This is a genomic window from Acrocarpospora macrocephala (assembly GCF_009687865.1).
Lineage (GTDB): Bacteria > Actinomycetota > Actinomycetes > Streptosporangiales > Streptosporangiaceae > Acrocarpospora > Acrocarpospora macrocephala.
In genome coordinates this window covers 36,762-58,469 of the sequence record NZ_BLAE01000068.1, presented here as the reverse complement: position 1 = coordinate 58,469, position 21,708 = coordinate 36,762, and the positions used below count along the sequence as shown (strand labels likewise).

21 protein-coding genes are annotated in these 21,708 nt (G+C 70.8%); 10 read left to right on the top strand and 11 right to left on the bottom strand.

The genetic code is table 11. The features are described 5' to 3' along the window. Positions 1-18: 18 nt before the first annotated feature. Entirely contained in the window at positions 19-654 is a 636-nt protein-coding gene (locus Amac_RS42915; protein ID WP_155360191.1) for a hypothetical protein, read from the bottom strand. Between the two features lie 98 nt (positions 655-752). Between Amac_RS42915 and Amac_RS42910 the strand changes: the two genes are divergently transcribed. The 4 genes from Amac_RS42910 to Amac_RS42895 are packed head-to-tail and all read left to right on the top strand — an operon-like array spanning position 753 to position 4,065. Next, the gene (locus Amac_RS42910) at positions 753-1,688 is read left to right on the top strand and encodes an endonuclease/exonuclease/phosphatase family protein (RefSeq protein ID WP_155360190.1); all 936 of its coding nucleotides are present in this window, start codon (positions 753-755) and stop codon (positions 1,686-1,688) included. A gap of 13 nt (positions 1,689-1,701) precedes the next feature. Further along, on the top strand, positions 1,702-2,793 hold the full coding sequence (locus Amac_RS42905; RefSeq protein WP_155360189.1) for an MBL fold metallo-hydrolase: 1,092 nt from the start codon (positions 1,702-1,704) through the stop codon (positions 2,791-2,793). Positions 2,794-2,842: 49 nt separating this feature from the next. Then, the gene (locus Amac_RS42900) at positions 2,843-3,199 is read left to right on the top strand and encodes an Lsr2 dimerization domain-containing protein (RefSeq protein ID WP_155360188.1); all 357 of its coding nucleotides are present in this window, start codon (positions 2,843-2,845) and stop codon (positions 3,197-3,199) included. 2 nt (positions 3,200-3,201) lie between these two features. Next, on the top strand, positions 3,202-4,065 hold the full coding sequence (locus Amac_RS42895; RefSeq protein ID WP_155360187.1) for a PHP domain-containing protein: 864 nt from the start codon (positions 3,202-3,204) through the stop codon (positions 4,063-4,065). A 58-nt stretch (positions 4,066-4,123) separates the two neighbouring features. Here the strand turns inward: Amac_RS42895 and Amac_RS42890 are convergent, their stop codons facing one another. The 3 genes from Amac_RS42890 to map all read right to left on the bottom strand — a co-directional run bounded on the left by Amac_RS42890 (position 4,124) and on the right by map (position 5,981). Then, positions 4,124-4,735, bottom strand: a complete 612-nt coding sequence (locus tag Amac_RS42890) for an alpha/beta hydrolase (protein WP_155360186.1) — start codon at positions 4,733-4,735, stop codon at positions 4,124-4,126. Next, on the bottom strand, positions 4,728-5,000 hold the full coding sequence (locus Amac_RS42885; RefSeq protein ID WP_174900295.1) for a hypothetical protein: 273 nt from the start codon (positions 4,998-5,000) through the stop codon (positions 4,728-4,730). Before Amac_RS42885 ends, Amac_RS42890 begins: the two co-directional genes overlap by 8 nt. Positions 5,001-5,210: 210 nt before the next feature. After that, on the bottom strand, positions 5,211-5,981 hold the full coding sequence (map, locus tag Amac_RS42880; RefSeq protein ID WP_155360185.1) for a type I methionyl aminopeptidase: 771 nt from the start codon (positions 5,979-5,981) through the stop codon (positions 5,211-5,213). A gap of 66 nt (positions 5,982-6,047) precedes the next feature. Here map and Amac_RS42875 point away from each other — a divergent pair, with 66 nt between their 5' ends. After that, on the top strand, positions 6,048-6,302 hold the full coding sequence (locus Amac_RS42875; protein ID WP_155360184.1) for a helix-turn-helix domain-containing protein: 255 nt from the start codon (positions 6,048-6,050) through the stop codon (positions 6,300-6,302). Between the two features lie 8 nt (positions 6,303-6,310). Here the strand turns inward: Amac_RS42875 and Amac_RS42870 are convergent, their stop codons facing one another. The 7 genes from Amac_RS42870 to Amac_RS57755 all read right to left on the bottom strand — a co-directional run bounded on the left by Amac_RS42870 (position 6,311) and on the right by Amac_RS57755 (position 17,332). Then, a complete protein-coding gene (locus Amac_RS42870; protein WP_155360200.1) occupies positions 6,311-7,315 on the bottom strand; it encodes a DUF2278 family protein in 1,005 nt (334 codons plus the stop codon). Positions 7,316-7,704: 389 nt separating this feature from the next. Beyond that, positions 7,705-10,041 (bottom strand): Tex family protein, encoded by a 2,337-nt coding sequence (locus Amac_RS42865; RefSeq protein ID WP_155360183.1) that lies wholly within the window; start codon positions 10,039-10,041, stop codon positions 7,705-7,707. A 129-nt stretch (positions 10,042-10,170) separates the two neighbouring features. Beyond that, positions 10,171-12,429 (bottom strand): glycosyl hydrolase family 18 protein, encoded by a 2,259-nt coding sequence (locus Amac_RS42860; RefSeq protein WP_155360182.1) that lies wholly within the window; start codon positions 12,427-12,429, stop codon positions 10,171-10,173. Between the two features lie 224 nt (positions 12,430-12,653). Further along, a complete protein-coding gene (locus Amac_RS42855; protein WP_155360181.1) occupies positions 12,654-13,229 on the bottom strand; it encodes a TetR/AcrR family transcriptional regulator in 576 nt (191 codons plus the stop codon). Further along, on the bottom strand, positions 13,226-14,005 hold the full coding sequence (locus Amac_RS42850) for an SDR family NAD(P)-dependent oxidoreductase (RefSeq protein ID WP_155360180.1): 780 nt from the start codon (positions 14,003-14,005) through the stop codon (positions 13,226-13,228). Before Amac_RS42850 ends, Amac_RS42855 begins: the two co-directional genes overlap by 4 nt. Positions 14,006-14,044: 39 nt before the next feature. After that, positions 14,045-15,679 (bottom strand): RecQ family ATP-dependent DNA helicase, encoded by a 1,635-nt coding sequence (locus Amac_RS42845; protein WP_155360179.1) that lies wholly within the window; start codon positions 15,677-15,679, stop codon positions 14,045-14,047. A 57-nt stretch (positions 15,680-15,736) separates the two neighbouring features. After that, positions 15,737-17,332 carry an IclR family transcriptional regulator domain-containing protein gene (locus Amac_RS57755; protein WP_307729831.1) on the bottom strand — a complete coding sequence of 532 codons (1,596 nt, stop codon included), beginning with the start codon at positions 17,330-17,332 and terminating at the stop codon, positions 15,737-15,739. Between the two features lie 75 nt (positions 17,333-17,407). On the opposite strand from Amac_RS57755, the gene Amac_RS42835 reads away from it, so the two are divergent. Genes Amac_RS42835 through pcaB form a run of 5 tightly spaced genes read left to right on the top strand, consistent with a single transcriptional unit; the run spans position 17,408 to position 21,619 of the window. After that, the gene (locus Amac_RS42835) at positions 17,408-18,217 is read left to right on the top strand and encodes a CoA transferase subunit A (RefSeq protein ID WP_155360178.1); all 810 of its coding nucleotides are present in this window, start codon (positions 17,408-17,410) and stop codon (positions 18,215-18,217) included. Between the two features lie 20 nt (positions 18,218-18,237). Next, entirely contained in the window at positions 18,238-18,975 is a 738-nt protein-coding gene (locus Amac_RS42830; protein ID WP_155360198.1) for a CoA-transferase subunit beta, read from the top strand. Then, positions 18,968-19,729 (top strand): protocatechuate 3,4-dioxygenase subunit beta, encoded by a 762-nt coding sequence (gene pcaH / locus Amac_RS42825; RefSeq protein ID WP_155360177.1) that lies wholly within the window; start codon positions 18,968-18,970, stop codon positions 19,727-19,729. Before Amac_RS42830 ends, pcaH begins: the two co-directional genes overlap by 8 nt. Continuing rightward, a complete protein-coding gene (gene pcaG / locus Amac_RS42820) occupies positions 19,726-20,289 on the top strand; it encodes a protocatechuate 3,4-dioxygenase subunit alpha (protein WP_155360176.1) in 564 nt (187 codons plus the stop codon). The genes pcaH and pcaG overlap by 4 nt, the downstream gene beginning before the upstream one ends. Next, positions 20,276-21,619, top strand: a complete 1,344-nt coding sequence (gene pcaB, locus Amac_RS42815; RefSeq protein WP_155360175.1) for a 3-carboxy-cis,cis-muconate cycloisomerase — start codon at positions 20,276-20,278, stop codon at positions 21,617-21,619. Before pcaG ends, pcaB begins: the two co-directional genes overlap by 14 nt. Positions 21,620-21,708 lie beyond the last annotated feature (89 nt).

Genomic DNA, 21,708 nt, shown 5'->3' with positions numbered 1-21,708 from the left:
CGAAAGCGGGATGCGGGATCAGGTGGTTCGTACCCAGTGCGGGTCGTCGTAGAGGACTACGTCGGTGCCTTGGAGGAGGCGGGCGGGGGCGGAGAGGAGGGCCAGTTCGCCTTGGGACTGGAGGTGGAGGAGGAGGTCGCGGACTCGAGGGCCGACGGGGAGGCGGCCTGGGGGGAGGCCCAGGTGGGCGCGGACCTTGTCGGATAGTTCGGACAGGCGGAAGGGGTGGTAGGGGAGGAGGGTGCGGATCAGGGGGAGGGTGATGACGCGTTCCGCTTCGGCGTGGGCGAGTTCCCAGACGAGCTGGGGGCCACGGCGGCCGGTGGCGGCGCAGGCCGGGCAGGGGCGGGTGTAGCCGGGGACGGGTTCCTGGCGGGTGGTGCCGAAGCAGGTGGTGCAGAGGTTGAGCTCCATGGCGTGGAGTTCGGCGGAGGTCTCGTCGGGGAGCGAGAGGCCGCAGGCGCAGGTGAATGCGCGGGCGGGAAAGCCGGAGGAGCCAGGGGCATCAGAGGCGTCCGCCACGGGCGCGTAGGGAAGGTCCGCGGCGTTGGGGGTGTCCGGGATGTCGGGTGTGTCCGGGATGCTGGGGGCGCTGGTGGGGTTGGGGGCGGCTGGATGAGGGAGCCACTGGGCTGATATTTGGTGATTCGTCATCGCATCGCACTTTAGCTGTCGCCAGGCCGCGCGAAGGCCGTCATAGTGGGACCACGAAAGCTGGAAATTTCCGGATTTGCTCTGGGGCGGGAGCGGTCATGGTCGTGGTCGGCACGTGGAATCTGGAGAACCTCTACCGGGCGGGCGGGGAGTTCGGGCCCCGGGACGAGGCCGCGTACGAGGCGAAACTCAAAGCGCTCGCCGGGACGATCACGCAGATCGGGCCGGACGTGCTGGGCGTGCAGGAGGTCGGCGAGCCGGAGGCGCTGCTGGACCTGGTCGGGCTGCTCGAAGGGGAGTGGCACGTCGAGCTCTCCCAGCACCCCGACGCCCGCGGCATCCGGGTCGGCTTCATCAGCAGGCTCCCGCTGACCGTCCTGCACGACGTCACCACCTTCCCGCGCCCGCTCCAAGCCGTGCAGAGCACCGACGGCGGCGGCACCGTGAACAACACCAGCCGCGGCGTCCTCGCCGTCCAGGCGGGCGCCGACCTGGTCGTGGTCGCCGCCCACCTCAAGTCCAAGCTGCTCTCCTTCCCCGGCGGCCGGTTCAGCCCCCGGGACGAGGGCGAACGCGCCCGCGTCGGCGCGTACGCCCTGATGCGCCGCACCGCGGAAGCCGTCACGTTACGCGGCCTGGCCGACCAGATCCTGGACGGCCAGGGCACGAGCCGCTCACTGGTCGTTCTGGGCGACCTGAACGACGAGCCCGAGGCCGCCACCACGCAGATCCTGCTGGGCCCGCCGGGTTCGGAGATCGGCACGCCGGGCGAGCGGGTGCCGGATCGGGGCGACGCCTGGCGGCTGTGGAATCTCGCGCCGCGCATCCCCGAGGCGGAACGCTTCTCCCGGGTCTACCACGGCCGCCGCGAACTGATCGACCACATCCTGATCAGCCGCGCCCTGCTCGGCAAGGTCCAGGCGGTGCGCTCGATCATCGACCACGGCCTGCCCTCTGTCGGCGACCTGCCGTCGGCGCGCCGCGACACGCCGGATTCCGACCATGCCCCCATCACCGTGACGCTCTCCTTGTGACACCATCTTTGGTATGCGCAAATCGGGGTGGTTGGCAGCGGGATTGGTGGCGGCGGGGGCCGCCTGGGCGATGCGGGACATTCCCGCCGCGCTGGGCGCGAAACCCGCCGGGGAACGGGCCGAACGGGTGCGTCGTTCACCCCAGTTCGACGGTACGGCGTTCCGGAACTCGGACCCGACGACGGTGCCGCCCGCGGGCGAGACCAAACCGATCATGCGCGACCTCATGGAAGGCCGCGAACAACGCAAACCGCACGGCCCCATCCCGCTGGTGACCCCCTCCGTCAAGCCCCTGAGCAGCCTTGACGTCATCTGGTACGGCCACGCGTCCACCCTGATCGAAATCGAGGGCCGCCGGGTCCTGTTCGACCCGATGTGGAGCGATCGCTGCTCCCCGGCCGCGCATCTCGGGCCCCGCCGCCTGCACGAGCCCCCGGCCCGCCTCGACACCCTGCCCCAGGTCGACGCGATCGTGATCTCCCACGACCACTACGACCACCTCGACATGCAGACGATCCGCGCCCTGGTCGGCCTGCAGTCCGCCCCCTTTCTGGTCCCGCTCGGCGTCGGCGCCCACCTGGAGCGCTGGGGCGTGCCGTCGTTCCGGATCGTCGAACTCGACTGGAACGAGTCGGTCACCATCGCGGGCCTGCACCTCACCGTCACCGAGGCCCGGCACTTCTCCGGCCGCGGGCTCCGCCGCAACGGCACCCTCTGGGGCTCCTGGGTGATCTCCGGCGCGACCCGCCGCGTCTTCTACACCGGTGACTCCGGCTATTTCCCCGGCTACGCCGACCTCGGCGAGAAGCACGGCCCGTTCGATCTCGCGCTCATCCAGATCGGCGCGTACAGCCCGAGCTGGCCCGACATTCACATGACTCCGGAAGAGGCCATCGCCGCCCATCTCGACCTGCGGGCGAAACTGCTGATCCCGGTGCACTGGTGCACGTTCGTCCTGGCCTTTCACCCCTGGGGCGAGCCGGTCGACCGGCTCTGGCGCGAGGCCAAGGCCAGGGGGGTACGGCTGGCCGTACCCAAACCCGGAGAGCGCGTCGCGGTGGATCAGCCGCCGCTGGTGGACGGCTGGTGGCAATCGATCTCGTAGAACCCCAGTACGATTGCCGGGCACATGACGTCTGGTAGGGGGAGAGCGCGTGGCGGAGAAGGTCATCCTGATTGATGATCTCGATCAGTCCGAAGGCGAGGATGTGGTCCGGCGGGAGTTCCAGCTCCTGCAGCGCACGTTCGCGATCGATCTGTCGGAGGCGAACAGCGCGCGGCTGGCCGAGGCGGTCAGCTTGATCGAACTGGCGCTGGAGCGGGGCCGCGAGGTCAAGCAGGCGACCAGGGCGCGGAAGGCGGCCGAGCCGCAGCGGCTGCGCGGGCACACCAACAGCGATGTCCGGGCGTGGGCCCGGGAGCAGGGCATCGACGTGCCCGCCCGGGGCACGCCGCCGGATGAGGTGATCGACAAGTTCCTCGCGGCTCACCCGGAGCCCGGGGACGACTGACCGTGCGGATCGATCTGCACGCCCACAGCACCGCCTCGGACGGGACGGAGAGTCCCGCCGAGGTGGTCCGCCGTGCTCGCGCCGCTGGGCTGGACGTTTTGGCCCTCACCGACCACGACGGCGTCGCCGGTCACCCGGAGGCGATCGAGGCCCTTCCCGACGGCCTGACTCTGGTTCCCGGCATGGAGTTGTCGTGCCGCCGGGACGGGATGAGCATCCACATGCTGGCCTACCTGTTCGATCCCGGGCATCCCGAGCTGGCGGCCGAACTGGAGCTGATCCGGGCCGCCCGCGACGACCGGGCCGCCGCCATGGTGGCCAGAATCGCCGAGCTCGGCGTGCCGATCACGCTCGACATGGTCGCGGCCATCGCCGCCGGCGGCGTGATCGGCCGCCCGCACATCGCCCGCGCCATGCTGGCGGTCGGCGCCGTCGCGACCGTCGCGGAGGCGTTCACCCCCGCCTGGATCGGCTCGGGCGGGCGCGCCCACGTCTCCCGCTACGCCCTCGACCCCGTCCGGGCCGTACGGCTCACGCTCGCCGCCGGGGGAGCGGCGGTCCTCGCGCACCCCCGCTCCGCCAAGCGCGGCCGCACCGTGCCCGCCGACTGGATCGCCGAGCTGGCCGCCGCCGGTCTGGCCGGAATCGAGATCGACCATCGCGACCACACCCCCGAGGCCCGCGCCGAACTCCGCGCCCTCGCCGCCGACCTGGACCTGATCGTCACCGGCGCCAGCGACGACCACGGCGACCTGACCGGCCACCGCCTCGGCTGCGAGACGACCAGCCCGGACCAGTACGAGCGACTTCTCGCGAGCGCCGCGGCCCGCACCCCGATCACCGGCTCCCTCAGCGAACCCGCCTGAGCGCCCGTTCGGCGCCTGGTGAGCGCGTCGGCACACCTACTCTCGCCGAGCCCGCCTCTCAGAGCTGAGACAGGGCGAATTCGTTGGTCAGGCGATGCCAGAGCCTAGGCTGGCGGAGCATTCCGTGGCCCTCGCCAGGAATGTCGACCATGCGAACCTCGGTGGCGACCTCGCGGGCGCGCCGGGCGTAGGCGTGCGTCTCGCCGGGCTTCGTGGTCCGGTCGGCCGATCCGTGCACGAGGAGCACGTGGCGTCCGGCCAGCTGGGCGACGGGTTCCCCCTCCGGCACCCAGGGAGCCAGAGCGGCCACGCCGACCACGTTCGGGTCGCCGGCCACGCGCAGGGCCGTACGGCCGCCCATGGAGTGGCCGACCAGGATGACGGGCACGTCGTGCGCCCGCCGCAGCTTGGCCAGCACCTCGGTGATGTCGGTCACCGGCGAGGCGTCGGGGCCGTTCCAGCCGCGCACCCGGTAGCGCGCCCGCCAGACGGCCAGGCCCCGGTCGGCGCCCGCCCGGGTCAGCGCCCAGGCGAACGGGACCATCCGGAGCACCGCGAGCTGCCGCGCGCTGGTCGCCATGCGCCCGACCTCCTGCCCGCCGTGCAACACCAGGGCCACCGCCTTGACCGCGCCATGGGCGGGAATGACGTGGACGACGGGCTCACGCATCGCGGCCCCGCAGGGCCAGCGGCCGGGCTCGCGGCGCCACCTGGGCGGCCAGGCTGAACAGCGCCTCGGTCCGGGACCGGTCGGCGTCCAAGTGGGTCAACAGGTCGACTCCCAGGTAGAAAGTGATCGCCGCATACGCCAGGTCGCGCGGCGGCCGCAGTTTCGCGAGCGCGGAACCCCCGATCACCCGGCCGAGGGTCTCCTCGACCTCCACCAGCTCCTCCAGGTTCCGCACCGACGCTACCGCGTCCCGATAGGTGGTCATGCGCGATCCAGAGCGGCCGGCAGCGGCGGGCCCACTCCGCCGAAATGGTGCGGAGTTCACACCTGCCAAGCGGGCGGGTGCTGGTGCCCGCGTAACCGTTCACCGAATTTCGTTGTTTTCGGTGATCCGTCCATTATCCGCCTGGTTCCTGCTGCTGCCCGGAGTCGTTCGCGCAGATGACGGTAGACGCGTTCGGGGGAGCGCCTCCCGTCACGGAAGGGTGAGGATCCGGGGGCCGTCGTCGGTGATGGCGATCGTGTGCTCGATGTGGACGGCGCGGGTGCCGTCGGAGCTGCGCAGGGCCCAGCCGTCGCCGTCGGTGTAGTAGTGGTCGGAGCCGCCGGACAGGAACATCGGCTCGAGGGCCAGGGTGAGGCCCGGGCGCAGGACCATGCCCCGGCGCGGGCGGCCCTCGTTGTGGACGAACGGGGGCTCGTGCATGTGGCGGCCGATGCCGTGGCCGCCGAAGCCGTCGGGGATGCCGTATCCGGCGGCGCGGCCCACCTGCCCGATGGCGTGTTCGATGTCGCCCAGCCGGTTGCCGGGGACGGCCATCTTCAGCGCCGCCTCCATCGCCTCCCAGGCCACCTCGATCAGACGCTGGTCCCGGCCGGAGGCCGCCTCGCCGACCAGGGTGCTGAACGCGGCGTCGCCCGCCCAGCCGTCCAGGTACGCCCCGAAGTCGATGGTCAGCAGATCGCCCTCGCGGACCCGGTAGCGGTCCGGGATGCCGTGCACGATCACGTCGTTCACCGACGCGCAGATCACGGCCGGGAAAGGGGTCGGCGCGAAGTCCGGCTTGTAGCGCAGGAACGCCGATGTGGCCTTGCTCTCCGCCAGGATCGTGACGGCGATCTCGTTCAGTTCCGTCAGCCGTACGCCCGGGGCGACCGCGGCCTTCATGGCGTCCAGCGCACGCCCGACGACCCGCCCCGCCTCCCGCATGGCGTCCAGCTCGCCACTCGTCTTGATCTCGACCATGATTCCTCCTACCGGTTCCTCCAATAGTTATACCGGTATTGTTATCACGGTTGCTACGATGCGTGCATGGTGCGACCTTCACTCTCCGAACTGGACCACGAACGCGGCCACCGCCTGGGCCGCCTCCTGCGCGAAGCCAGGGGAGAGCGCAGCATGCCGGAGGTCGCAGCCGCTGCGGGACTCTCCCCGGAAACCCTCCGCAAGATCGAGACAGGCCGCGTCCCCACCCCGGCCTTCTTCACCATCGCCGCCCTAGGCCAGGCCCTGGGCATCTCCCTGGACGTCCTCGCCCAGGCATGCGCGGAACAACACGCCGCCTGAACCGCGCTTTAGAAGGTGAGCGTCCAACCTTCGCGTCCGGCTTGTTCCTTGGTGTACGAGACGCCGTGAACCTTGAGACCGGCGGGGTCGAGCAAGGTGATGGCTCCGCCGTTGTTGCCCAGTTGCAGACCGGCCGTCACCGGCAGGCGGAGGGCTTCGCCGGGCGCGAGGGAGCCTGTCAGGGGAAGGGTGCGTTTGGCCTGGTCGGCGAGGTGCCAGCCGACGAGGCTGATCGGTCCGGGTGAGGCGTTGAGGAGGGTGACGGTCTCCGCTTCCGGGGCGGGGCCGACGGGGTTGACCAGGGCGGCGACGATCCGCAACGGCAGGTCTCCCGGGGCAGGCCGGGCCGGGGCGGCGCCGATGGTGTGCCCGGTGGTGTTGTCGGTGTGCCAGGCCTGGGACTGGAAGGCCAGGAAGATCGCGATCCACCGGTCCTCGCCGGGGAGATGGATAAGGATTCCACCGTCCTGCCAGACGCCGTCGTCCCGTCGGAAACGCTCGCTGTTGCCCTGGTTCATGTGCACGTCGTGCACCCCGTTGCCGGGCAGGAAGCCGAAGACCTTGTCCCGGGTGGACGCTTCCGGACCCCACCGTTCGCCGAAGACGTACACCCCGGACTCGCCGTCATTGATGGCGCGCTGGACGTAGTGGTCGAGCTTGTCGGCGAGGTCGTTGTCGTCGCCGGGCAGCTCAGGCGGCAGGGCACGCATGAGCGCGGGATCGAACAGGTTACCCCGGATATAGTCCAGCGCTCCCTGCCCCGGACTGGACGCCAGCGCCGTCCATCCGCTCCCGGCGGCGGGCAGCAGCCCGGTCAGGGGATGGGTGAAGTTCTCGTCAGCGAGATACAGCAGCTCGGAGGGCGCCTGCTGCGACTGCACGTTGACCGCGGCCCGATAGTTGGTGCCCGCGGTGTCCCGCAGATGGATCTGGTAGTGCGGAGTGTCGGTGGTTCCTTCACGACGCCGATCCACCGGACGACCGGCGAGTACACCATAGGAGCGCAACGGCATTGGGATGAAGTCCAATCAGCACAGGGAGCCAGGACCCGGCTCCAAACCGAATCGCGCATGAAATCGAAAGCGTGGGGCATCCGGCCGCGACATCGATCCCCCCGGGCCGGAACTCACTTCCGCCGCTCAGAGAATAAACCTCAACGATGGTCACGCACGCGCGCTTGACCCAGCCGTGCACCTCGGGCAAGTCATCACGCCCTATCGCGCCGGGCGAGGATCACCGTGGAGGCCTCTGGCAAGAACGCGAACCAGCGACGATTCGGATTCGCGGCGCACTGATATCGGCGTCCCGGCGGGTGGGCACCTCTGCCGCCCGCCGGGGCTGTCTCACGTGTGGCCCACGACCGCGGGTGACGGCATCGCGGACAGCACGCAGGTCCTGGATTTCAGCGGTTTCGTCGGCCCGGGTCGTTGAGGCCCGCGCGGCGGAGGGCTTCGGCCATGGAGCCGCCGCCGGAGCCGGAGTCGCGGGCGGAGCCGCCGCGGTTCTGGCGGGATTGACCGCCGCCCTGTTGTTTGCCGCCCGGTTTGCCCTGGCGAGAGTCGCCGCGCGGGGAGGGTACGGATTTCGTCGCGTCGTCTTCCAGGCGCAATGTCAGGGAGATGCGTTTGCGGGGGATGTCCACGTCGAGCACCTTGACCCGGACGATGTCGCCCGGCTTCACCACATCGCGCGGATCCTTCACGAAATTTGATGACATGGCCGAGACGTGGACCAAGCCGTCCTGGTGGACGCCGACGTCCACGAACGCGCCGAAGGCGGCGACGTTGGTGACGACGCCTTCCAGGATCAGGCCGGGCTTGAGGTCGCTGATCTTGTCGATGCCGTCCTTGAAGGTGGCCGTCTTGAAGGCGGGGCGAGGGTCGCGGCCGGGCTTTTCGAGTTCCTTGAGGATGTCGGTCACCGTCGGGAGGCCGAAGGTGTCGTCGACGAAGTCGGCGGGGTTGAGTTTCCTGAGTTTGGCGCTGTCGCCGATCAGGGATTTGAGGTCGCCGCCCGCCAGGATCCGGCGCACCACCGGATACGCCTCCGGGTGCACGCTGGAGGCGTCGAGCGGATCGTCTCCGCCGGGGATGCGCAGGAAGCCCGCGCACTGCTCGAAGGCCTTGGGTCCCAGCCGGGCCACGTCCTTCAACGCCCGCCGCGACCGGAACGGGCCGTTGGCGTCGCGATGCAGCACGATGTTCTCGGCCAGCCCGGACCCGATCCCGGACACCCGCGTCAGCAGGGGAGCGGAGGCCGTGTTCACGTCCACGCCGACCGCGTTCACGCAGTCCTCCACCACCGCGTCCAGCGACCGTGACAACTTCAGCTCCGACAGGTCGTGCTGATACTGCCCCACGCCGATCGACTTGGGATCGATCTTCACCAGCTCGGCCAGCGGATCCTGCAGCCGCCGCGCGATCGACACCGCGCCCCGCAGCGACACGTCCAGCTCGGGCAGCTCCTGCGAAGCGTACGAGGAAGCCGAGTAAACCGAAGCCCCCGCCTCCGACACCACGATCTTCGTCAGGCCCGGCATCAGCTTCAGCAGGTCGCCCGCGAGCTTGTCGGTCTCCCGCGACGCGGTCCCGTTGCCGATCGCGATCAGCTCGACCGAGTGCTTGCGCGCGAGCGCCCCGAGCACCGCGATCGACTGATCCCACTGCCGCCGGGGCTCATGCGGGTAGATCGTCGCGGTCTCGACCACCTTGCCGGTCGCGTCGACCACGGCCACCTTCACCCCCGTACGCAACCCGGGGTCGAGCCCCATCGTCGGCCGGGTCCCCGCCGGAGCGGCCAGCAGCAGGTCGCGCAGGTTGGCCGCGAACACCCGCACGGCCTCCTCCTCGGCCGCCTGCCACAGCCGCGTCCGCAGGTCGATGCCCAGATGCACGAGCACCCGCGTCCGCCAGGCCCACCGCACCGTCTCCACCAGCCAGCGATCCCCCGCCCGGCCCTGGTCCGCGATCCCGAACCGCCGCGCGATCCGCCGCTCGAACGTGCTCGGCCCCTCCTGCGGCTCCTCCGGCTCCAGGGTCAGCGAGAGGATCTCCTCCTTCTCGCCCCGGAACATGGCCAGGATGCGATGCGAGGGCAGCTTGGTGAACGGCTCACCGAACGCGAAGTAGTCGGAGAACTTGGCCCCGGCCTCCTCCTTGCCCTCCTTGACCTGCGCCAGCAGCCGCCCGCGCGACCACATGCTCTCGCGCAGCTCGCCGATCAGGTCCGCGTCCTCGCCGAACCGCTCGATGAGAATGGCCCGCGCCCCTTCGAGGGCGGCCGCCGCGTCGGCCACGGCCTCCCCGACATAGGCGGCGGCGGTGGCCGCCGGATCCAGGGTCGGATCCCCGAGCAGCTGGTCGGCCAGCGGCTCAAGCCCGGCCTCCCGCGCGATCTGCGCCTTGGTCCGCCGCTTCGGCTTGTAGGGCAGGTAGATGTCCTCCAGCCGCGCCTTGGAGTCGGCCGCCATGATCTGCGCTTCCAGCGCGTCGTCCAGCTTGCCCTGCGACCGGATCGACTCCAGGATCGCGCTCCGGCGCTCCTCCAGCTCCCGCAGATAGCGCAGCCGCTCCTCCAGCGACCGCAACTGCGCGTCGTCGAGCATCTCGGTCGCTTCCTTGCGATACCGCGCGATGAACGGCACGGTCGCCCCGCCATCGAGCAGCTCCACGGCCGCGGCCACCTGCCGCTCCCGCACACCGAGCTCCTCGGCGATCCGCTGGTTGATCGAAGTCGTCACCCGGCTATTCTGCCCGACCCCGCACGCCCTCGCCGCCTCCCTGTGGACAACGAGCGGAAGGCCCGCCGGAGAGGGGGGTTCTCCGGCGGGCCAGGTATGGGCGAGATCAGAGGCTCGCCCGGGTCACTGTCAGGCCAGGCCGTTCTTCATGGCCGTGATGAGCTCGCCGTTGGAGGTGTCGCCGGTGAGTTCCCAGAAGAACGCGCCGCCGAGGCCCTGATCCTTGGAGTAGGTCATCTTGCCGCCGATGGTGCCCGGCGTGTCGTAGCTCCACCAGTTACTGCCGCACTTCGCGTACGACGTGCCGGCGATCGTCCCGGTGGGCGGGCAGGTGTTCTTGAGGACCTTGTAGTCCTCGTTGCCTGCCTCGTACGTGCCGGGCGCCGGGCCGGTGGCCGTACCACCCGGGGTGGCCTGGGTGACGCCGGTCCAGCCGCGGCCGTAGAAACCGATGCCGAGCAGCAGCTTGCTGGACGGGATGCCCTTGCTCTTCAGCTTCTGGATGGCCGCGTCGGAGTAGAAGCCCGCCTGCGGGATGCCCGTGTAGGACGTCAGCGGCGAGTGCGGAGCGGTCGGGCCCTGCGGGGCGAAGGCGCCGAAGTAGTCGTAGGTCATGACGTTGTACCAGTCGAGGTACTGGGCGGCGCCGCCGTAGTCGGCCGCGTCGATCTTGCCGCCGTTGGTGCCGTCGGCGGTGATCGCGGCGGTGACCAGGTTGCCGGAGCCGAACCGGTTGCGCAGCGCCTGCATCACGTTGCGGAAGGACGCGAAGCCGCTGGTGTCACAGGACAGGCCGCAGGCGTTCGGGTACTCCCAGTCGATGTCGATGCCGTCGAAGACGTCGGCCCAGCGCGGGTCCTCGACCAGGTTGTAGCAGGAGTTGGCGAAGGCGGTCGGGTTGGCCGCGGCCTGGCCGAAGCCGCCGGACCAGGTCCAGCCGCCGAACGAGAAGAGGATCTTGATGTTCGGGTACTGCGCCTTCAGCTTGCGCAGCTGGTTGAAGCTGCCGCGCAGCGCGCCCGCGTCCCAGGTGTCGGCGACGCCGTCCACGCTCTCGGCCGCGCTGTAGAACCGGTCGTAGTCGGCGTAGGTGTCGCCGAGGACGCACTGACCGTTGGTCACGTTGCCGAAGGCGTAGTTGATGTGGGTCAGCTTGGCCGCCGAGCCGCTGGTGACGATGTTCTTGACGTGGTAAGCGCGCTGGTAGACGCCCCACTGCACGAAGTAGCCGAGCAGCTTCTTGCCGCCACCCCCGCCGCCGGTCGTGGTCGCGGTCACCGAGTTGCTCAGGCCGGACTGGTTGTTGGCCGCGTCCCGGGCCCGCACCTGGTAGGTGTAGCTGGTGTTGGCCGCCCGCCCGGTGTCGGTGTAGGTCGTCCCGGTCACCGTGGTGACGAGCGTGCCGCCACGGTAGATCAGGTATCCGGTGACGCCCACGTTGTCGGTGGAGGCGTTCCAGGCCAGCGAGACGCTGTTGCTGGTCACGCCGGTGCTGCGCAGGTTGCCCGGCACGGAGGGCGCGGTCGTGTCGCCACCGCCGCCGGTCGTGGTCCCGACCACCGAGTTGCTCAGCGCGGACTGGTTGTTGGCCGCGTCGCGGGCCCGGACCGTGTAGGTGTAGGCGGTGCTCGCGGTCAGCCCGGTGTCGGTGTACGCCAGACCCGTGACCGTCGTCACCAGCGAGCCGTTCCGGTACACCAGGTAGCCGGTGACGCCCACGTTGTCGGTGGAGGCGTTCCAGGCGAGGGAGACGCTGTTGTTCGTCACGCCGGTGGTGCGCAGGTTGCCGGGCACGGAGGGCGCGGTCGTGTCGCCGCCGCCCCCGCCGCCGGTCACCGCGATCGCCGACACCGTCGCGTAGTTGGCCCCGCCGTTCATGTTGAACTGCACGTTCAGCTGGCCGTCGCTCACCGTCGTGTTGTACGTCCGGTCGCAGGCGTTCAACGCCCCGCAGGAGGCGAACACGTCGAAGCCGGTGGCCACCACCGTGTTCTCGATCCGGATGTCGAACTTGCGCTGCCCGGCGGCGTTGGCCCAGTCCTCGACCATCTTCAGGGTGACCGTGTACGTGCCGTTGGCGACGTCGAACTTGTAGCCGCCCCAGCCGTTGAACAGCTGATAGTTCTGGTAGAGGGCGTCGTCGGTGGTGCCCCCGATGGCGCTGCCGGTCGAGCCGGAGCCGTAGGAGGTCTCATACCCCCACGTGCCGCTGGTGTACGCCTTGTCGGCGAGCCAGGCGTTGCCGCCGCCGTCGGTGAAGGCCCCGCCGTTGGCGTTGGCCCGCAGCGGTACGGTCACCGCGCCGAACGCGGCGTTCGGGGAGAGGAGAAGAGGAAGAAGCAGTGCCCCCACTGCCAGTAACAGGGTGTAAACGGTCCTGGATCTCATATCTGTGCTGCTCCACGTCCATGGGGGGATCGGGATGTCGACGGGACGCGTGTGCGCGGCCGACCGGGCTCGGACGGGCACTCGGGGGAAACGCTCAGCGGGCATGTTCCTGGGCGGGCGGCGATCGCTGCATGACGCACGGTTCCTAGCTGCGGGTTCCAAGGAAACTATTAGGAAGCTTTCCTTTTAATTGGAGCGAACGTAACCCGCCTGCCGTTTCGTCGTCAATAACCAGCCTGGAGCGAGCGCCAGATGGGCTCGGGCAGCACCCGGGCGGCCTCGGCCAGATCGATGCCCGGCACCCCCGCCAGCCAGCGCCGGGTCACCTCGGCGAGCGGCCCGATCAGCAGCATCTCGATCAGCGGAATCGGCAGGTCGGCCACGGTTCCGGCGGCGATGTGCGGGCGCAGCCAGGCCACCAGGCGGTCGATCTGCGGCGCTTTGCGCTCGGCGATCGCGGCGGCGTGCCCGGCCGTGTTGGGGGCGGCGTGGATGAAGCGGGCGCGCGCCGGATTGGTCCCGGCGAAGGCCAGGTACGCGCGGACGATCGCGCGCACCCCCGTCCGCGGCGTGCGGGTGCGCTCCAGGGCGTCGATCAGCGCGTCCAGCAGCAGGGCCATGCATTCGGTGTACAGTGCCGCCGCCAGCCCGTCGAAGCTGCCGAAATGGTGATATAGGCTGCCCACGCTGACGCCGCTGCGGGTGGTCACCCCGCGCAGGGTGAAATCACCTTCCGTGAACGCGGTCAGGGCCGTGTCCAGCAGTCGCCGGACGGTCTCCTCGCTCCTGCGCTGCCTCATCCGGCCCCGGTGAGCGCGGCGGCCTGCGCCCAGACCCGCCTGGCGAGCTCCTCGTCCAGTTCGATCGGGATCTCCTGGTTCACGTTGAAGAACCGGCCGGTGCCCTTGTCCTCGAGCGCGAGCCGTACGACCGGCTCCGCGCCCTGCTCAGGAGTCAGCCAGAACCGTTTGGCCACCTTGAGCAGCAGACCGACCGGGCCGCCCCGGTCGCCCAGACCGGTACGGATCACCCCCGGGTGCACGGCGTCGATCGTCACCCCGGCATCCTCCCATCGCCTGGCGAACAGCGGGAGCATGAGCACGTTGCAGAGCTTGGTGTCCGCGTAGGTGCGGATCGGGTGGAAGTCCAGGCCTTGCGGGGTGCGGGCGGGGTCTGCCTTGCCTTTGGCGTACAGGCCCGCGCTGACCTGCACCACCCGGCCGAGGAGGTCCTCCAGCAGGTGGTTGAGCAGGAACGGCGCGAGGTGGTTGACCGCGAACGACTCCTCCACGCCGTCGGCGGTGAGCACCCGGCGGCTCGGCCACAGGCCCGCGTTGTGCACCAGCACCTCGATCCTGGGACAGATCCGGCGCAGCTCCTCGGCCACGATCCGGACCCCGGCGAACGTGGTGAGATCGCCGACGACCAGATCCACCTCCCCGGGCAGCACCCGGATCGCCGCCGCGCCGCGTTCCCGGTCCCGGGAGACCAGCACCACGCGTTCCCCGGCGCGCGCCAGCCGCTCGCACACCGCGTATCCGATCCCCCGGTTGCCCCCGGTTACCACCACGGTCATGCGGGCAGCATATTTAGAGCAAATCTCTAGAGCAAGTCTCTAAATCAAGGTCAGTACCCCGTCGACCGCGGCCAGTGCGAGGGTCTTGTACCCGACCGAGTCGAACAGCACGACGATCCGGTCGTGCTCGCGGCTCAGCACCACGCCACGGCCCCAGCGCACGTGCTGGACCTTGGCGTGCACCGGAAAAGGGCCCGCGCCGGGTTCGGGCCGCAGATCGTCCCGGCAGGTGTCGCAGTGACCGCAGCCCCCCTGGTACGGCTCGCCGAAGTAGCCCAGCAGGAACCGGCGCCGGCAGCCGGTCGTCTCCGCGTAACCGCGCATCATGTCGATCCTGGATTCGTCCACGCGATGCCGCGTCTCGTCCAGCTGGACCGCTTTGGCGGCGGCCCGCTCGGGCGGCGGCCCGCCGGGCACGTTGCAGAGATCGCCGGAAGCGGTGACCGTGAGGGCATTCACGCGTTCGAGCAGGTTGACCAGGGCCGTCAGCCGGGAGGCGCCGATGTCGAGCAGGGCGCGCAGTTCGCCGGCGGGGACGGTGCCGCCGTGTTCCCGTACCAGGGTGGCCACCCGGAGCAGCAGGTCGGCGTCGACGCGGCCCCCGGTCAGGAACCGGCGCAGCCCGAGATCCTCCGGGCGGTAGAACAGCACGGCCGACGCGGCGGCGCCGTCCCGCCCCGCCCGGCCGATCTCCTGGTAGTACGCGTCGGGCGACTCGGGCGGACTGGCGTGCAGCACATACCGCACATCGTGGCGATCGATTCCCATGCCGAACGCCGAGGTGGCCACCACGGTGTCGACCGCACCCGCCGAGAACAGCTCGTGCACGCGCGTCCGCTCGGCCGACCGCATCCCCGCGTGGTACGGCTCCGCCCGCCGCCCGAGCGCGGCGATCGCCCCGGCGTATTCCTCGGCCTCACGGCGGCTGGCCACGTACACCAGCCCCAGGCCCTCCCGCGTCGCGGCATGCTCGATCAGCGCCCGGCGTTTGTCGCCGTCCTTCGCGAAGCGCCGGACGGCCAGGTGGATGTTGGGCCGGTCGAACCCCCGGACGATCTCCTTAGGTCGTTTCAGGCCTAACGATCGGATGATCTCCTCGCGCACGTTCGGCGCCGCCGTGGCCGTGAGCGCCACCACGGGAGGGTGACCGAGCAGTTCGATCGCCTTCCCCAGGCGGAGATAGTCGGGGCGGAAGTCGTGCCCCCAGGAGGAGACGCAGTGCGCCTCGTCCACGGCGATCAGGGATGGTTTCACCTTGGCGAGCCGGGCCACCACCTCGGGCTTGGCCAGTTGCTCGGGGGAGAGGAACACGAACTCGGCCCGCCCGGCCGTGACCAGATCAAGACCCGCCGCCACCGGCGAGGTCGAATTGACCGCCACCGCCCCGCCCGCGTCCGCCTTCAGCAGGCTCGCCACCTGATCCCGCTGGAGCGCGATGAGCGGCGAGACCACCACGGTAGGCCCGTCCAGCAGTAGGGCAGGCACCTGGTAAACCGCCGACTTCCCACCTCCGGTGGGCATCACCAGCAGCACATCCCGCCCGCCCAGCACCTGCTCCATGGCCTCCAGCTGCCCGGGCCGCAGTTCCCGCCACCCGAACCGCTCCCTCGCCACCTTCCGTAACCGCCGCCCTCGTGACCCGAACCGCCCGGCCAGCCTCGCCCACACGCCCATACGACCTCCATCTGGTGGCCGGACATTACCCGCGACGTGACCTTAAAACGCGAAATATCACGGCAGGCGGAAAGCTGAACGCATGACCGCCAGGTCGGCCTCGATCCGGGCGGCGGTCGCGCTAAGAGCGGGGAGCAGAGCCGCGCGGGTGCTCTCCGGGGTTCCGCGGGCGACGTGCGTGGCCACATTGATCGCCGCGATCACCCGGCCACCGGCATCACGCACGGGTACGGCGAGCGAACGCAGCCCTTCCTCCAACTCCTCATCCACCAGCGCGTACCCCTTGGCGGCCACCTCGGCCAGCACCGCGTCCAGGTCGGTACGGCTCCGCCGGGTAAGCGGCCGCGGCGGCGTACGCGCGAGCAAACCGGCCTGCTCGCCAGAACTGAGATCGGCGAGCAAAACCCGCCCCATGGACGTCGCATACGCCGGAAGACGACTCCCAACCGTGATATCCACACTCATAATCCGATAAGCCGGAACTCGGGCGATATATCGGATATCGGTGCCGTCCAGGACGGCCATCGACACCGATTCGCGTACCTCCTCCATCAACCCCGCCAGATGGGGCAGGACCACCTCGCCGAACCCCATCGACGACAGCCGCGCGTACCCCAGCTCCAGCACCCGGGGCCGCGCCGCGAACCGCCTCCCCTCCTGCCCGGCGTACCCCAGATCGGCGAGCGTGAGCAGCGCCCGCCGCGCGGTGGCCCGGGGCAGCCCGGTGGCCTCGGCCGCCTCCGACAGGGTCAGGCCGCCGCGCGCCCGCCCCAGGCTCGCCAGCACCCCGAGCCCGCGCGCCAGCGACTGCAGGAACTCCGCCCCCACCTCCTCCTTCACCCGCCTGGACGAGTCGGCCGCCCCGGCGTGCGGCCGCGCCTCGGCCGGGCGGTGATCGAGGATCGGCGTCTCCGCCCGCAACCGCGGCAGCACGTGCCCGGCCAGCGAGCCGATCGAGTGCCTGCTGGTGTGACTCACCACGCTGATCGCGCACACCGGCCGCCCGCGCCCGTCCCGCACCGGAACCGCGACCGCGATCAGGCCCGGCTCGATGAGCTGATCGTCCTCCGCCCAGCCGCCACCCGCCGCCCGCGCCCGGCGACGGAAATCGTCCTCGGCGCCCGGATCGCGCGGCACGGCCGTGGCCAGACCGCCCGCACACCGCCAGCGCGCCCAGTCCCCGGCCGTCCAGCCCGCCGCGAACAGGGCTCCGGGAGCGCAGCGTTCCGCCGGAAGCAGGTCGCCGATCCGGAACGCCAGCGACATGGTCCGCCGCCGGGTGATCTGCGTGACGAAGCGCACCCCGGCCCCGTCCGGCACGGCCACCGAGACCGACTCGTCGAACTCGTCCGCCAGACGTTCGGCCAGCGGCCCCAGCGCCTCCGGGATGCCGCTTCCGGCCAGGTACGCGTTGCCCAGCTCCATCAGGCGCGGCGCGAGCCGTACCGCCCGATCGGATTCCCGGACATACCCGAGCCGGACCAGGGTCGCCAGCACCCGGTCCACCGTCGAGCGGGCCAGGCCGGTACGCCGGGTCAGATCACTGGGCCGGATGGCGTCCACATCCGCCATGTCGGCCATCTCGGACATGGCCCGCAGGACCGCCAGCCCGCGCTCCAGCGGGCCGACCCGGCCCTCGTGCGTCATTGACATGTGTCCTGTCCCAGGGGGAGACTCCTGTCGGTCATCAATTATGAACATTAGTTCATCAGGCGAACAGAAGGGGACATGGCGGAAATCCTGAGCTTGCGGGAGGCGGTCGCCGCCCTCGTCCGCCCCGGGGACACGGTGGCGATGGAGGGGTTCACGCATCTGATCCCGTTCGCCGCCGCGCACGAGGTGATCCGGCAGGGCATCACCGACCTGACCCTGGTCCGGATGACCCCCGACGTGATCTACGACCAGCTGATCGGCATGGGCGCGGCCCGCAAGCTGGTCTTCTCCTGGGGCGGCAACCCGGGCGTCGGCTCGCTGCACCGCTTCCGCGACGCGGTCGAGAACGGCTGGCCGCGGCCGCTCGAACTCGACGAGCACAGCCACGCCGGGATGGCCAACCGCTACGTCGCCGGGGCGTCGAGGCTGCCGTTCGCGGTGCTGCGCGGCTATCGCGGCAGCGACCTGCCGGGCCGTTCGCCCACCATCTCCACCGTGCGCTGCCCGTTCACCGGCGAGGAGCTGGCGGCCGTGGCCGCCGTCAACCCCAACGTCACCGTGATCCACGCGCAGCGGGCCGACCGGGCCGGGAACGTGCAGCTGTGGGGCCTGGTCGGGGTGCAGAAGGAGGCCGCGCTGGCCGCCGAGCGGGTGTTGGTGACGGTCGAGGAGATCGTGGACGCGCTCGATCCCCGGCCCGGCGCGGTCGTGCTGCCGTCCTGGTCGGTGCACGCGATCGCGGTCGCCCCGAACGGCGCGCACCCGTCGTACACGGCGGGATACACCGTCCGCGACAACGACTTCTACCAAGCCTGGGATCCCATCTCCAGGGATCGGGACACCTTCCTGGCCTGGATGCGCGCGCACGTCCTGGAGGCGGCGTGAGCTGGACCTCCGATGAGCTGATGACGGTCAACGCGGCCCGCGCGCTGGCCGGGGCGCGCACCTGCTTCGTCGGCATCGGCCTGCCCAGCGCCGCCGCCAACCTGGCCCGCCGGACCATCGAGCCCGGCCTCGTACTGATCTACGAGTCCGGCACGCTCGGCTCCAAGCCGTCCCGGCTGCCGCTGTCCATCGGCGACGGCGAGCTGGCCGACACCGCCGACGCGGTCGTCTCGGTGCCGGAGATCTTCAACTACTGGCTCCAGGCCGGGCGCATCGACGTCGGGTTCCTCGGCGCCGCCCAGGTCGACCGTTACGCCAACATCAACACCACGGTGATCGACCGCGGCCCCGGCCGCCCCGAGGGCCGCCTGCCCGGCGCCGGGGGAGCCCCGGAGATCGCGGCCAGCTGCGGGAAGGTCCTGATGGTGCTGCGCCACTCACGCCGCAACATGGTCGAGCGGCTGGACTTCGTCACCACGGTGGGCCACGGCTCAGGGCCGGGGGATCGCGCCAGGCTCGGCCTGCCCGGCGCGGGCCCCGTCGCGGTCATCACCGACCTCGGCGTGCTGCGGCCCGACCCGGACACGGCCGAGCTCGTCCTGACCGAACTGCATCCGGGCGTGTCGGTGGAGCAGGTGTGCGAGGCCACCGGCTGGAAACTCCGCGTCGCGCCCGACGTCGGCGTGACCGGGCCGCCGACCTCCATGGAACTCGCCGCACTCCGTGAACTATCCGATCGAGGAGCCTCAGATGCCTGACACCCAGGCCGATATCGACCGCGAGATCGCCGATATCAGCACCGCCGTGGCGAAGGCGGTCGCCGGGGGTGAGCCGGAGCCCGAGCAGCCCTTGCGCGACTACAAGCCCTACCGCAGCACCGTGCTCCGCCACCCGCACCAGCCGCTGATCCTCACCGAGCAGGCCGACACCGAACTCCGCGGCCCGGTCTTCGGCGTCACCGACGTCACCGAACTCGACCGCGACCTCACCCGCCACGGCCTGGGCGAGCCGCTCGGCGAGCGCATCACCCTCACCGGCCGGGTCCTCGACCGGGACGGCAGGCCGGTGCGCCGCCAGCTGGTGGAGGTCTGGCAGGCCAACGCCGCCGGCCGCTACGCCCACCACCGCGACCAGCACCCCGCCCCCCTGGACCCCAACTTCACCGGCACCGGCCGCTGCCTCACCGACGACGAGGGCCGCTACTCCTTCACCACCATCAAGCCCGGCGCCTACCCCTGGCGCAACCACCTCAACGCGTGGCGGCCCGCCCACATCCACTTCTCCATATTCGGTACGGCTTTCGCCCAGCGGCTGGTCACCCAGATGTACTTCCCCAACGACCCGCTCTTCCGCCACGACCCGATTTTCAACTCGGTGCCCAGCGAGGCCGCCCGGCAGCGCATGATCGCCACGTACGATCATGATCTGTCCAGCCCGGAACTGTCCCTCGGATACCGGTGGGACATCGTGCTCGACGGCCCTTCGGCGACGTGGATGGAGGAAGGCCGATGAAGCCGACACCCTCGCAGACGGTGGGTCCCTTCTTCGGGTACGCGTTGCCGCAGGCGGGCGGGGGAGACCTGGCCCCGGCCGGGCACCCGGACGCCGTGGTGATACGCGGTTTCGTGTACGACGGCGCGGGGGATCCCGTGCCCGACGCGCTCCTGGAGTTCTGGCAGGCCGATCCCTCCGGCGGGCTGGACGGCCAGCCCGGCTCGATGCGGCGCGATCACGTGAACGGGTCGTTTCCCGGGCGGGACGGCGTGCGGTTCACCGGCTTTGCCCGGGTGGCGACCGACGCCGACGGGCACTGGGCGATACGGACGTTGCCGCCGGGAGCCACCGGGCCCGGGCGGGTTCCGTATATTTCGGTGTGCGTGTTCGCGCGCGGGTTGCTGCGGCATCTGTACACGCGGATCTATTTTGAAGACAGCGCGGCCGACCCGCTGCTGGCCTCGCTCGAACCCGGCCGCCGCGCCACCCTGGTGGCCGTGGCGGAACCCGGCGGCGCACACCGTATCGACATTCACCTCCAAGGTGATCGGGAGACGGTCTTTCTTGAATTCCGATGATTTTTCGCCTGACGCCGGACTTATCGCTCCGATCTGGGCGGGCTCCCCGGCGGAGGCCGCCACCGGCGACCTCGCCTTCCTGCGCGCCCTGCTGGACGCGGAGGTCGCCCTGGCCCGGGCTCAGGCGGCGGAGGGGCTGATCCCGGAGGGCGCGGTCAAGGACGTCATGGGGGCCGCCGACGCGCTGGCCCGGGAGGGCACGCGGACCCTCGCGCTGCTCGCGAGATCCGGCGGAAATCCAGTGATTCCCCTGGTCAAATCCCTCACCCAGCGCGCGCCCGACGCCCACCTGGGGGCGACAAGCCAGGACATCATGGACACCGCGTTCATGCTGGTGGCCGGGCGCGTGCGGGACACGATCATCGCCGACCTCGATCGGGTGGCCGTCGCGCTGGCCCGCCTCGCGGCCGCGCATCGGGACACGCCGATGGCGGGCCGTACCCTGACCCAGCACGCGGTGCCGACCACCTTCGGGCTGAAGGCGGCGGGCTGGCGGGATCTGGTGCTGGACGCCCGCGACCGCCTGACCGCCGTGGTCCTCCCCGCCCAGCTGGGCGGGGCCGCCGGGACGATGGCGGCGTTCATCCCCCGCGTGGTCGGGCGGCGGCTGCTCGCCGGATTCGCCAGGGAACTCGGCCTGGCCGAGCCGCGGCTGCCCTGGCACACGCTGCGCACCCCCGTCGTGGATCTCGGCTCCGCGCTCGCGTTCACCGCCGGGGCGCTCGGCAAGATGGCCGCGGACGTCCTGGTCCTGTCCCGAACCGAGATCGCCGAAGTGGCCGAAGGCACCGGCGGCGGCTCCTCGGCGCTGCCGCACAAGAGCAACCCCGTCGGCGCGACCCTGATCGCCGCCGCCGCCCGCACCACACCGTCCCTCCTCGCCATCCTGTACGGCTCGCTCGCCGCCGAGGACGAACGCCCCTCCGGGGCCTGGCACGCCGAATGGTCCCCCCTGCGCGACCTGCTCCGCCACGCCGGAGGCTCAGCCGCCCACGCCGCCACCCTCGCGGAAGGCCTCCGGGTGGACCCCGGCCGCATGCGCGTCAACCTCGACCTGACCCGCGGCATGCTCGTCGCCGAACGCCTCAGCGTTGCCCTGACCCCCACACTGGGCCGCCGCGAGGCCCGCGCCCTCATGGAACGCGCCTCCCACCGGGTCATCGCCGAGGGCATCACCCTCCGGCAGGCGATCCTCAGGGAGCTCGCCCCGGGCGACCTGAACATCACCGACCTGGACGAACTCTTCGACCCGGCCACTTATCTCGGTTCGGCCCCGGCCTTGACGGACCGGGCGCTCACCCGACGACCCGCAGGCGATCACGATGCCTGACCAGCCGGGCGGAAACGGATCCGGCTTTCCGGGAATGGGCATGCCTGACCAGCCGGGCGGTAACAGATCCGGCTTTCCGGGAATGGGCA